Raw genomic sequence first — 12,687 nt, forward strand, 5'->3', positions numbered from 1 at the left:
TAAGAGGTAATAATGGACATTTATTCAACAGAAGAACAACAAGCAGAAGCCATTAAGCGCTTTTTTCGCGAAAACGGTATTTCACTTGCGCTAGGTGTAATTGTAGGTTTAGGCGGCTTATACGGTTGGAAAGCATACAACCAAAACCAAATTACAACTGCTGAGCAAGCGTCTGACGAATATACAACACTTGTACAAAGTGACGATGTACTTGGCGCAGCCGATACATTCATTAAAAACAACCCAGACACAAGCTATGCAACTTTAGCCGCTTTTGTTGCGGCAAAAGACGCTGTTGATGCAAAAAAATTAGACCTTGCTAGCGAAAAACTTAGCTGGATTGTTACAAACGCCCAAAGCGAAGAGCTTAAAGCCATTGCCATTACGCGTTTAGCACGTATTCAACTTGCGCAAAGTAAATTTGACGAAGCCTTAAGTACATTAAACTCGCCACTACCAGAGGCATATAACGCCAATGTAGCTGAGCTAAAAGGCGATATTTACATTGCACAAGGTAATAAGGACCAAGCTCGCACTGCGTATCAAGCAGCTGCCGATGCAGGCGGGTTAACAACAAACCCTTTATTACAAATTAAATTAGACGACCTAGCAGTAACTAGCCCAGCGGCATAAGGTTTTAGGTATGAAAAAAATAACAACAGCAACTCTCGCACTGTGCATGGCAACGCTAATGGGTTGTTCATCAAGTGATGACGAAGACGAGTTAGTACTTCCTGAAATTGTTAATCAATTTGAAACAGACGTAGTGTGGCAAGAGTCGGTTGGCAGTGGTGTAGAACATTATTTTTCTCGCTTATCGCCTGCTGTATACAAAGACACTATTTATGTAGCTAGCCGCGAAGGCCAAATTGAAGCGCTTTCGCTTACCAATGGCGACACGCTATGGGAAACCGACGTACGTGAAGACTTATCGTTTTGGCCATGGTCAGATTACGGCACAGCTAAATTATCAGGCGGTATATTACAAGCTTATGGTAAAATTTACGTAGGCTCTGAGCACGGATTTATTATTGCCCTTGACCGCGAAACGGGTGAAGAAGTATGGCGTAAAAATGTGCCAGGCGAAGCGTTATCAAAACCAGCTGCGGGTGATGGCCTAATTTTTGTTAATTTAGGCTCGGGTAAACTATTAGCGCTGCACCCAGATACAGGCGAAGAACGCTGGAACTTCGAACAAGAAGTACCACCGCTTACATTGCGTGGCCAAAGCTCGCCAACAGTTGCAAACGGTGGTGTGTTAGTAGGCTTAGAAACAGGTAAATTAAGTGTACTCATTTCTGAGAGCGGTTATTCAGCATGGAGTGCAGAAATTGCCGTTGCTAAAGGCGCATCAGAATTTGAGCGTTTGGTTGATGTAGACACACAACCAATTATTAGCGGCCCTTACGCCTATGCTATTGCATACAACGGTAACCTAGCAGCGGTAGATATTCGCTCAGGCAATGTTGTATGGAAACGTGAATACAGCAGCTACCGCGAAATAGCGATGGATGCACAAACTATTTACCTAGTAGATAGCGAAGGCGTAATTTACGCATTAGATAAAAATTCAGGTATTGAACGTTGGAGCCAACCCGCTCTACGTGGTTGGTACCTAACAGGCCCTGCAGTTGCAGGTAGCCACTTAGCTTTAGGTGACCAAGAAGGTAACCTACATTGGCTAAACAAAGACACTGGCGAGTTAGTATCTCGTGAAGAATTTGACAGCTCAGGCTTTTTTGTTGAGCCGGTTGTAGCCGACGACAAGCTAATTTTATACACCCGTGATGGTGAAGTTAGTGTGGTAAACACCCCTAACTAACTAGCTAACACTTAAAGGTTTTTTGTAAGGCTTCGCACTGCGAAGCCTTTTGTTGTTTTTTAAAGAGGTAGTTTATGCTTCCCGTGATCGCTCTAGTTGGGCGACCCAATGTGGGCAAATCCACATTATTTAACCGTTTAACACGTACTCGTGATGCACTCGTAGCCGATTTTCCAGGTTTAACACGAGATAGAAAATATGGCCAAGCTAATTACGATGGCTATGAATTTATCGTGGTAGACACGGGTGGTATTGATGGCTCTGAAGAAGGCATCGAAACCGAAATGGCTGACCAGTCGTTACTTGCCATTGAAGAAGCCGATATTGTGTTGTTTTTGGTTGATGCCCGCGTAGGCATGACCGTTGCTGACCAAGCCATTGCTAATCACTTGCGCAAGCAAGAGAAAAAAAGCTTTGTGGTTGCCAACAAAACAGATGGCATTGACGCCGACTCAAACTGTGCAGAATTTTATCAATTATCATTAGGTAATATTCACCATATTGCAGCAGCACATGGGCGTGGTATTACACAGCTTTTAGAGCACACTTTACAGCCTGTAATTGCAGAGCTTGCGGCACTAGATGAAGACGTTGCTGATGACGATGAAGAGTTAATCGACCTTTATCAAGAAGCTGAAGGCGACGATACAGACCACCAAGCGTTTGCAGATAAACCTGTAAAACTGGCTATTATCGGCCGCCCCAACGTAGGTAAGTCAACACTTACAAACCGTATACTCGGTGAAGAACGTGTAATTGTATACGATATGCCAGGCACCACTCGCGACTCTATTTATATTCCGATGACTCGAAACGACAAAGAATATATTTTAATAGATACCGCAGGTGTTCGTAAGCGTAAAAAAGTAAGCGACGTGGTTGAAAAGTTCTCAGTAATTAAAACGCTTCAAGCCATTGAAGATGCAAACGTTGTATTACTGGTTGTTGATGCTCGCGATGGTATTTCTGATCAAGACTTAAGCTTATTAGGTTTTGCGCTTAACTCAGGTCGTTCATTGGTTATTGCCGTGAACAAATGGGATGGGCTTGATGATTACGTTAAAGATCGCATTAAAACAGAGCTTGATCGCCGTTTAGGTTTTATTGATTTTGCACGCTTGCACTTTATATCTGCACTTCACGGTACAGGTGTTGGCCACTTATTTGAATCGGTTGACGAAGCGTACGAGTCAGCAACTAAACGTATTAGCACCGCAATGCTACGCCGTATTATGGACATGGCACAGGCCGATCATCAGCCGCCACTTGTTCGTGGTCGTCGTGTTAAGCTTAAATATGCGCATGCCGGTGGTTATAACCCGCCACGTATTGTAATTCACGGTAACCAAGTTCACGATTTACCAGATAGCTACAAACGCTACCTGATGAACTACTACCGTAAAGCACTTAAAATTATGGGCACCCCAATCAAAATTGAATTTAGAGAAGGTGATAACCCATTTGCAGGGCGTACTAACAAAGTAACGCTTTCGCAAAAACGTAAAATACGTGCCTTTGCCAAAGAAAACCGTAATAAATAAATTCGTTAGAGTTAATTTACTACAAAAAAACGGCGTACTTTTTAGTACGCCGTTTTTTTATGCTTTATACCAATTAGCTTAATTAAGTGATTTATTTTGAGGCTGGGTATTAAAGATTAAGTAATGCCAATTGCACCAACCGTTCAACGGTGGTGTCTTGGGTATTTTTAGGCGCTTTGGGGTAATACTTAGATTTTGGCGGCTTAATAGATATAAACCCATGATTGGTGGCCATTTCATGCGCTAGCAGTTTTCGCTCTTTGGGTGTTAGGTGGTTTTCGTGTATTTTTGCAAGCTCGCCGCTATCAAGCCATATGCCAGCGCAACCTGGGCATTCGTCTACCTCAACCACTTTGAGCGGCGAAAAAAACCGGCGCATCATTACTATGTCTAGGGTCTGTTGATCTTTCAAGGTTAAATTTGCAGCAGCCTGTTTGGTATTTAGGCAAGGCAGAGCCTATGTAGTGTGGTTATTCCCCATAAATAGGCGATAACGTAGCATTAATGCCAAACAGGCGCTACCCAAAGGGTTCTTCCTAGGGACTATTTACTCTTTGTTGCTTGGCTTTTACTTAGTCCACTAGGTTACAAACCTCGCGCCGTGATTAAATAGCCCCTAGTTTGAACAAATTTTAATCCGCAAAGTTCAACAGACCCTAAGCACTTTGGGCAATTTACTCGCGATGATACATCGCCCTCACCTTCAATGTAATTACTCAAATACTTAATTAGAACCTGACCATGCTTTAACTCAGGCGAGCTAAACTTAAAAATTTGGCTGTTATCAAAAAATACGCCGCCTTGCGCTGACGTAAAAACAGTAATGCCGCCAATTAATAACGGCTCAAGAGAGGTATTTGTGCGTGGGCATAACATTCTAAAATCCTTTTATTTTAATACTTAACTTACACTACTTTACTCAAGCGCTTTATGAATAAGCCCAACAAGCGGCGCTGGCAATGTAATATTACCTGCAAGTACAAACTCATGCGCATCGTCTGACATTTTTTGCCATGTACGGCGAATAATCCCTATCCATTTTTGCTCATCGTAATCAGGCTTACTATTAGCAAACCCGAGCATATAATGCTCAATAAATACCAGGCTTGCTACGTCTTCTACTAATTGGCTATCTGGGTTACGTTTAATATTTTTTTTAGCAACTGCATCGTACACTCTGTTTTGCTCATCATCGCTGTACCCAGCTTGCTGCATAAGTGCAACAACACTACTTGCATGAAATATATAAAGCGCACTGCGCCACTGATGATAGCCTTGCTTGTTCATTGCAAAGTCGCTACGCGGCGACTTCCAGCGTTGTATATGCTGCCCACGCACTGCAATTTGCATAAGCTCGTCAGCACCTGGGTTAAAACGGCTAAGCATATCGCTCATACGCTGTGAGTATAAATACTCTTTAGGGACACTCTCCCCATTAAATTGCTCACTGTTTGGGTCTTGGTTGTTTGCTTCATCAATTAAGGCGATTACTTTATTAAACATGACGGTCATTTTTTTATAATAAGTTTTAATCATTCTAAACGCTGATAAAACAATAAACTAGTGCGCCACTCAGTTACGCAGTGAAATTTGTTCAATCAAAAAGTAAAGCCTAGAGGTACAAGTTATAAAAGTAAGCGCATTGATTAAGTTAACTTGGTACTATATTGAGCACAAATTAAAATAAAAAAGCGCGACTAACTCGCCAATAACGGATAACTATGTTTAAAAAACGTATTTTAGCTATTTGCTTAGCAGCCACCTCGCTACCAAGCCTTGCCGACAGTAACAGCGATTTAAAAACCATTATTGATAACCACTGGCAAAATGCCAAAGCTGAAAAAATATTTTTTCGGACCGATCCAGACGGTTGGAAACCAAACGGCACATTACCAAATTGGAGCGAGCAAGCCATTGCTAAGCGCCAAGCGTATAACAACAATGTACTAAAAAGCTTAGCCAATATTGACCCAAAAACGCTCAACAAGGATCAGCTAATGAACTACCGCTTATTTAAATATGAGCGAGAAACCGAGCAGCAAAGCTACCTTTATCAAGATAAGTATTTTCCGGTAAACTTTTTAAGTGGCTGGCATACCTACTTTGCAGAAGCGCCAGCTAATATGGCTTTTTTAACAGCTGATGATTACAACGCTTTTTTAATCAGCCTTGCCGACTACCCGCGCTTTAATCAGCAAAATATTGATTTAATGAAAGAAGGTATAAAAACAGGCTTTACTCATTATTGTAAAACCTTTGAAAATTACAGCCAAAGCATTAGCGCGCACATAGTTAACAACCCCGAAAATAGCGCCCTTTACGAACCCTTTACCCGTATACCTAATACCTTTAGTGCATCGCAAAAATCAAAATTAAAACAAAAAGCCCAAGCCGTAATTAAAAATAAAGTAATTCCTGCGTATCAGCATTTTTACGACTTTTTTGAAAATGACTATATGCCACATTGTAGAGCGCAGCCGGGCATAGCAAGCGTTAAAGGCGGGCTTGATTACTACAAGTACACGGTTAATTACTACACGACAACAAACGCCACACCTAAACAAATACACCAACTAGGCCTTAAAGAAGTCGCGCGTATTAAGGCGCAAATGCAAAATATTATTGATGAAGTAGGCTTTGATGGCACCTATAGTGAGTTTTTAGAATTTTTAGCAACCGATGAGCAATTTTACGCAAAAGACGCGCAAGACTTGCTAGAAAAAACCGCGTTTATAACGCAAAAAATGTATGGCAAATTGCCCACTTACTTTGGCCACTTACCGCGTAACACCTTTACTATTAAGGGCTCAGCAAGTCGTGGTGCGTTTTATATGCCACCACCAGATAACCGCTCACCAGGCACTTATTTTTTAGCCTCAACACCTAAACTGCAGCCTTTATATAATTTAGAAGCACTTAGTCTGCACGAAGCCATACCCGGGCACCATTTACAAAACGCCATTGCTATGGAGCTAAATGTCCCCGAATTTAGACGCACACTTAGCCACTCTGCATTTGGCGAAGGTTGGGCACTATACACAGAACGCTTAGGCAAAGAAGCTGGTTTTTATCAAAGCCCATACAGCGATTTTGGCCGTTTAGGCTACGAAATGTGGCGTGCGGTGAGGCTTGTTGTTGATACCGGCATTCATGCCTTTGGTTGGAGCCGCCAAAAAGCAATTGATTACTTAGCCAGTCACACCGCTTTACCACAAAGTGCGGTGGAAGATCAGATAGATCGTTACATTTCATGGCCAGGCCAAGCGCTTTCGTACAAAATGGGCGAAATAAAAATACGAGAGCTGCGCGCAAAAGCCGAAAAAGAGCTTGGTGCTCAATTTGATATACGCAGCTTTCACGACACTGTTATTGGCCAAGGCTCATTGCCTATGGCAGTGCTTGAAGACGTTATAAACGATTGGATAGCAAAACAAAAATTGGCTATTTAACATTAATGAGGACGGTATTATTTTCCGCCTCTTTCTAAACGGACTTTTTAATGAAACACCTACTTATTTTTATATCATTCATTTTATTTAGCAGCCAAGCTAATGCGTTTTGTTTAGAAGCATCAAACTACATAGAGGGCGTAAAATATGGCGTTTGTGGGGAGCAAACAGATTCAATTTCCCTTACGCCTTATTTTATTATATGGATGCTTTTAAATGTGTTATTTGGGCAAATGCTTAATAAACCAAATGTACACGTGGGGTTTAAGTATTTACTTTTCCTTTGTGCATTTCCACTCAGCCCGCTAGTGCTTTTAATGAATTTAACTGGAATGATGGTATCACGCGTTTATAAAAAATATTCAAACCCAGCAGCAAATAAAACCCAAGCTAACCATGTTTGCGCAGAACCTGTTATTGAAAAGCCGAGTGTTAATCAGCTAACAATTGGCGAGTACACTTTTGACAGTCTGCAGCAGTCCTTAATTAAAGAAGATAACCTCTACACATTAGAGCCTAAATGCATGCAAGTACTTAGCTATTTAATAGAACAACAGCCAAGAATAGTTAGCCTTGAAGAGTTACACAATAATGTATGGGAGAATCAAATAGTAACCGATACCGCAGTTAGACGAGTTATTAGCAAACTACGTGTAGCCCTTAACGATAACGACACAAAAAACCCCAAATATATAAAGTCTGTAATGAAGCGAGGTTATCAGCTTATAGCGGAAGTAAAAACACAACCTATTGAATAGTAATGACTTATAAAGTTATAACCAAGGTAATACCATGGTTATAACTTTATAATAACTAGTTAATGGCTTTGTTATCGTTATTTTTTGCCAATCGATTTAATTTTGTTTAGGCGCTATAGAGCGACCCATAAAATTAAATAACTAAGGAAAAAATATGAAACATTTACTGCCGCTAGCACTATTATTAATTACAACATTAGTTACCATCAGCTTATTAGGTAACGCGCAATGTATAGAAATAGGTAACGCATCTATTGCCAGTATTTCATTTGGCACATGTGATTTATCAAGCGCTAAAACAACGCTTTCACCGTTAGTTACCATTTTTTGGTTAGCAATGAATATGCTTTTTGCAATCATAATGCCTAAACCATCTATTGCTAAAAAGTACAAAGTTGCTTTATTTATTTGTAGTTTACCGCTTAGCGTATTTGTATATTTAATTGCTTATGTATCTATTAACCTCACTAACACGACCAAACCAGTTCAATAAAACCTAAACAGGTGAGTAAGCAATACTTGCTCACCGCTTCATTACTAAAACTTGCAGCTGACTAATCCCTATCCGCTTTTGCTTCGTAAACTTAATGATTACAAAAACCAGAGCATAAGTATGAGCAAACGCATTTTATATTGGCTACAAAACGATTTACGCCTAACCGACAACCCAATTTTTAGTGACCTTATGTTGCAGCAATGCGCGCTTGATATTGTATTTGTTATAAACCCGCACTGGTTTAAAAATAATAACTACCAACAAAAACCTTACGGCATACACAAACAGCAATTTTTAATGCAAAGCTTGTACGAACTACAACAAGCACTTATTGAGCGTGGGCAAACCCTGCATGTGCTTGAGGGCGAACCCGTATCGCTTTTAAAAGCACGTATTAATGAGCAAAATATTGATGAAGTGGTATACAGTGAGCAATTTGGCCTGTACGAGCAACGCCAAATAAACTTACTCAAAGCACATTGCCCCAATACACAATTTACAGGAACGCAGCAAGACACGCTCTTTAAGCAAAGTGATCTCCCCTTTGATTTAAGCGAATTACCCAAACACTTTACCCCGTTTCGTAAAAAGGTAGAGGCCGCTAATAGCCCTATTACACCAACAACTTTGCCAAACGGTTTGCTCCCTAAGCCAATAACTTTATGCGCAAAAAAACCTATAGAACGTATAACAAATAAAAGCGTAATGCATGGCGGGCTTAACAGTGCGCAAGCTCATTTAAAGCAATACTTTGCAGGCACAATGCCAAGTACTTATAAAACGACTCGCAACGAACTTGATGGCTTTAACAACACCACCAAATTTAGTACTTGGCTTGCCTTTGGCTGTATAAGTGCAAAACAAGTTTACAAAGCCGTAGAAAATTACGAGCAATGCAATACGGCAAACGAGTCTACTTATTGGATTAAATTTGAATTGCTATGGCGAGAGTATTTTAAATGGCACGCACTTAAAGCAGGTAACAGCCTGTTTAGCTTTAAAGGGCAAAAACAAACTAAACCGCTTACTACTTTTACACCTACACGCTTTGCTGCTTGGTGTAACGGTACAACGCCTTACCCGCTTGTAAATGCCATTATGAAAGAGCTAAACACTACGGGTTACATTTCAAACCGAGCAAGGCAAATTACAGCAAGCTGTTTAGTAAACGAGCTTGCCCTTGATTGGCGATACGGCGCAGCCTATTTTGAGCAACAATTGATTGATTACGATGTAGCAGCAAACTGGGGCAACTGGCAGTACATAGCCGGTGTAGGGGTTGATCCGCGTGGCGGCCGCCACTTTAATATACAAAAACAAACCGCGCAGTTTGAGCCAAATGGTATTTATACCAATAAATGGCACGGGCACAGTAATAAAACACAGCAGCTCGATCACTTAAACGAAGTAGATTGGCCTATTTAAGCCAATCTACCTCCAGCAGGTTATATTTTAAAACAGCTGCGCAATGCCAATATTAATGGCAAAGCCAGCTAAGGTTAAAAACAAAAATAAACAGCCAGCTAATAACAGTGGCTTTATACCCGCTTGGCGAATAGCGCCAACGTGGGTACGCAGCCCAAGTGCGACCATGGCAATGGTAAGTAGTATATTGTCAAACCATATAATAGCGCTTGTAGTACCTTGCGGAATAACCGATAACGAATGCACGCCACTTGCCACTATAAATAACACTGCAAACCAAGGGATTGTAATTCCTGATTTTTGCTCGCCGCCATGTGCGTTTATGTTTGCATGCTTTTTACTTTGCCAAAACGATAAGCCTACTAAAAATGGCGCAAGCATCATTACGCGTAGCATTTTTTCTATCACGGCGGTGTCGGCCGCATTGGCACTTACCGCAGTCCCTGCTGCTACCACTTGTGCAACTTCATGAATGGTTGAACCAACAAAAATACCGTACGCATGCTCACTCACACCCATATATTCAAACATAATGGGGTAGGCAAACATACTTAACGTGCCAAACACCACAACCGTTGCCACCGCTACAGATACTTTATGCGCTTGTGCTTTTATAACTGGTTCAGTTGCCATTACCGCTGCGGCGCCACAAATAGAGCTACCCGCACCTATTAGTATGGTTGTTTGTTCATCAAGCTTAAAAACGCGCTTACCTAGCTGTACTGCTAATATAAACGTACCAAGCAGCATTACCACATCGGTTAATAGGCCATGCCAGCCTACATCCGCTACTTGCGCAAAAGTAATTCTAAACCCAAATAAAATAACGCCCGCTTTGAGTAATATACTTTTAGCGTAATCAACGCCTACATCTGTACGCGTAGCTATACGCGAAAACACGCTGTTGCCTACAATAATGCCAAGCACAATACCAATTGTTAAGGAGCTAAATTGCGCACTTTGCATTATAGGTAACTTACTTAATGCAACAGATGCCCCCGCTAACACAACCACCAGCAGCATACCTAACCACCAGCGCGTATCGCCGTATTGCTTAGTATTAATACCCAAAGGCTGAAAACTATTTTTAATAGCGCTAAGCATAATATTCCCTCACTTAAACCATATTGATGTGTTGACTTAATTGTAAGAAAGCTCAAAATATAACTCCAATATATTAAAATCATGATTTGATAACTTAAAGTTATACAATTTAGAGTTATGCAATTTAAGGTTGTTCAATGAACTTACATGCACTTAGGGTGTTTTATACGGTGGCTAAATTGGGTAGCTTTTCAGGCGCAGCCGAAGCGCTTTTTATAAGCCAGCCCGCTGTTTCTAAGGCGCTAAAAGAGCTAGAGCATCAGTTAAACATTCAACTTATTGAACGTGCATCTAAGGGTAAAAAGCTCACCTTAAGCGAAGGTGGCCAAGCACTTTTTGATCACGCTCGCAGTATTTTTGCTATCGAAAAAGCCGCCATTGACGATATTAAATCGCGAACAGGGCTTAAGCGCGGTACATTAGTTATAGGCACCAGCACCACCATTGCCAGTTATTGGCTACCACCTTATTTAGCCAAATTTTGTGCGCAGTACCCGCATATAAAAGTAGAAGTACAAGTGGCTAATACCGCGCAAATTGAGCATGCCTTACTTGAATGCACTATAGATTTAGCACTGGTTGAAGGCACACCTACCGAGCCGCACATTATTAGTAAGCACTGGCAAAATGATTTAATGGGTGTAGTTATACCGAGCAACTTTAAGCCCACTAAAGACTTAAAAGCATGGTTAAATAAGCAGTTTTGGTTATTACGCGAGCCAGGCTCTGGCACGTTAGAAATGTCTGTAAAGTTATTAGCAGAGCATGGCGTACAGGCTGAGCAAAGTATGCAATTAGGCAGCAACGAAGCCATAGCAAGAGCTGTTGCTCAAGGTATGGGGGTCGCTTTATTGCCAAACGTAGTCACAGAAGATTTAGTGCAGTTAGGCAAATTAACACGCCTGAGCCAAAAAAATAACGAGCAACTCTCTCGGCCGCTATACCAACTGCATTATAAAGACAGACCGTCTTCGCAAGCTGCGCAAGCATTCGAAAAAAGTTTATTTAGTGCTCAATTTTTAAATGAGTGAATTTAACGCGCGTCGTAAATTTACATAAACGTTAAAGCGAGCGTTGATAACTCGTGATGTGTGAGACAGTTTGTCCTCTATCGCTTATGTTTGTTAGGGTTTTGTGAGCTCATAAGCACGAGCTATAACTAAAGGAAAAAAATCTCCGCCTAAAATTACTGCCCATTGCCCACAACCAAAACGTTCAATACGATTTGCATCTGTCAATACATTACGTAAATTATCAGGGGAAGCATTATCTATATTTGAAATGATATTTTTTACTTCTTTTGGGTCATAATCAATTTTTAACCACGGAGGGGAACATAGACTATTCATAAATTCAGAAATAACTTCAGGATAATTAGGGTAGCCACTAGAACTATCAATATCAGGTAATGCCTGCTTAGCTAACCTAAAGTTTTCTTCAAGCTTTTCTACATCACTTTTTAAAAACATACTTCCTCCTTAAAAAAACAAAGGGGTAAAATCCTGACCTCTCATATTGAAATACTAAGAGATCATTCATAACAGCCCACAAGCTAACTTATAAGTCTATTAGGCTGAATCAGTAAGCTCTCACAGCCCCAAGCTCTACTCACAAACCCTGCGTTAAATCTTGTGCCAATGTACCCGTTGGTTTTTCAACTACGCGTACTAACTCTTTGCTATTATCTTTTACTATAAACGTAGGGGTGTATTGCAAGTCGTGCGCTAGTGCTATTCCAGCGTCGTCTTGCTTGTTGTAACCCACGGCCACATATTTAACGCTTGCAAGTTTTACCTTAGACGCATCAAGTAACTTAATAAGCTTTGGGACTTCGCGTTGGCTGTCGTGACACCAAGTGCCAAATAATACAACTAATGCCTTGCCTTCTAGCTTTTGCATTAAGGCTATATCTTGCTCGGTTGGCGTAAATGCGTTGTACTGCTTATTAAACTTATCGTAATCGCTTAATAGTACATCAGTTGTAATATCGCCCGAAAATGGCGCAGTAGCGGCAGTACTTACAAGCGGCATGCTTAACGCGCACAATAAAATTAATTGTTTAAACATAAGGTTAAAGTAACTTTTAAAGTGA

The 12,687-nt window shown here is 40.9% G+C and carries 13 protein-coding genes and 1 pseudogene; 8 read left to right on the forward strand and 6 right to left on the reverse strand.

The genetic code is table 11. The annotated features are described in order from the left end of the window. The first annotated feature begins 12 nt into the window (after positions 1 to 12). From SJY38_RS18325 to der, 3 genes are all read left to right on the forward strand, one after another. Positions 13 to 633, forward strand: coding sequence for a tetratricopeptide repeat protein (locus tag SJY38_RS18325; protein WP_096042705.1), 621 nt, complete (start codon positions 13 to 15; stop codon positions 631 to 633). Between the two features lie 10 nt (positions 634 to 643). After that, positions 644 to 1,822, forward strand: a complete 1,179-nt coding sequence (bamB, locus tag SJY38_RS18330; RefSeq protein WP_377110496.1) for an outer membrane protein assembly factor BamB — start codon at positions 644 to 646, stop codon at positions 1,820 to 1,822. A gap of 74 nt (positions 1,823 to 1,896) precedes the next feature. Next, positions 1,897 to 3,363, forward strand: coding sequence for a ribosome biogenesis GTPase Der (gene der, locus SJY38_RS18335; protein WP_004586988.1), 1,467 nt, complete (start codon positions 1,897 to 1,899; stop codon positions 3,361 to 3,363). A gap of 109 nt (positions 3,364 to 3,472) precedes the next feature. Here the strand turns inward: der and SJY38_RS18340 are convergent. From SJY38_RS18340 to SJY38_RS18350, 3 genes and pseudogenes are all read right to left on the reverse strand, one after another. Next, positions 3,473 to 3,751 (reverse strand): annotated as a pseudogene (locus tag SJY38_RS18340) (zf-TFIIB domain-containing protein); the annotation flags it as partial. 197 nt (positions 3,752 to 3,948) lie between these two features. After that, positions 3,949 to 4,239 (reverse strand): hypothetical protein, encoded by a 291-nt coding sequence (locus tag SJY38_RS18345; RefSeq protein WP_377110497.1) that lies wholly within the window; start codon positions 4,237 to 4,239, stop codon positions 3,949 to 3,951. Between the two features lie 39 nt (positions 4,240 to 4,278). Beyond that, complete coding sequence (locus SJY38_RS18350) at positions 4,279 to 4,866, reverse strand: DUF4202 domain-containing protein (protein WP_377110499.1); 588 nt, start codon at positions 4,864 to 4,866, stop codon at positions 4,279 to 4,281. Positions 4,867 to 5,084: 218 nt separating this feature from the next. On the opposite strand from SJY38_RS18350, the gene SJY38_RS18355 reads away from it, so the two are divergent. The 4 genes from SJY38_RS18355 (at position 5,085) to SJY38_RS18370 (ending at position 9,491) form a co-directional block, all read left to right on the forward strand. After that, positions 5,085 to 6,812 (forward strand): DUF885 domain-containing protein, encoded by a 1,728-nt coding sequence (locus SJY38_RS18355; protein ID WP_377110500.1) that lies wholly within the window; start codon positions 5,085 to 5,087, stop codon positions 6,810 to 6,812. A gap of 50 nt (positions 6,813 to 6,862) precedes the next feature. Then, entirely contained in the window at positions 6,863 to 7,570 is a 708-nt protein-coding gene (locus SJY38_RS18360) for a winged helix-turn-helix domain-containing protein (protein WP_273603806.1), read from the forward strand. Positions 7,571 to 7,724: 154 nt separating this feature from the next. Continuing rightward, positions 7,725 to 8,063 carry a transcriptional regulator gene (locus SJY38_RS18365; RefSeq protein WP_121638265.1) on the forward strand — a complete coding sequence of 113 codons (339 nt, stop codon included), beginning with the start codon at positions 7,725 to 7,727 and terminating at the stop codon, positions 8,061 to 8,063. A 120-nt stretch (positions 8,064 to 8,183) separates the two neighbouring features. Continuing rightward, entirely contained in the window at positions 8,184 to 9,491 is a 1,308-nt protein-coding gene (locus SJY38_RS18370) for a DASH family cryptochrome (protein WP_377110502.1), read from the forward strand. A gap of 27 nt (positions 9,492 to 9,518) precedes the next feature. Here the strand turns inward: SJY38_RS18370 and SJY38_RS18375 are convergent, their stop codons facing one another. Continuing rightward, a complete protein-coding gene (locus tag SJY38_RS18375) occupies positions 9,519 to 10,595 on the reverse strand; it encodes a YeiH family protein (protein WP_055255607.1) in 1,077 nt (358 codons plus the stop codon). Between the two features lie 137 nt (positions 10,596 to 10,732). Here SJY38_RS18375 and SJY38_RS18380 point away from each other — a divergent pair, with 137 nt between their 5' ends. Beyond that, positions 10,733 to 11,626: a LysR family transcriptional regulator gene (locus SJY38_RS18380; protein ID WP_377110504.1), complete on the forward strand. Its 894-nt coding sequence runs from the start codon at positions 10,733 to 10,735 to the stop codon at positions 11,624 to 11,626. Between the two features lie 93 nt (positions 11,627 to 11,719). Here SJY38_RS18380 and SJY38_RS18385 read toward each other — a convergent pair whose 3' ends face one another. Continuing rightward, on the reverse strand, positions 11,720 to 12,064 hold the full coding sequence (locus tag SJY38_RS18385; RefSeq protein WP_126009495.1) for a hypothetical protein: 345 nt from the start codon (positions 12,062 to 12,064) through the stop codon (positions 11,720 to 11,722). 139 nt (positions 12,065 to 12,203) lie between these two features. Continuing rightward, a complete protein-coding gene (locus SJY38_RS18390) occupies positions 12,204 to 12,662 on the reverse strand; it encodes a thioredoxin family protein (protein ID WP_348735201.1) in 459 nt (152 codons plus the stop codon). Positions 12,663 to 12,687: the final 25 nt, after the last annotated feature.

It is taken from the genome of Pseudoalteromonas sp. R86517, assembly GCF_042466295.1.
GTDB lineage: Bacteria > Pseudomonadota > Gammaproteobacteria > Enterobacterales > Alteromonadaceae > Pseudoalteromonas > Pseudoalteromonas atlantica.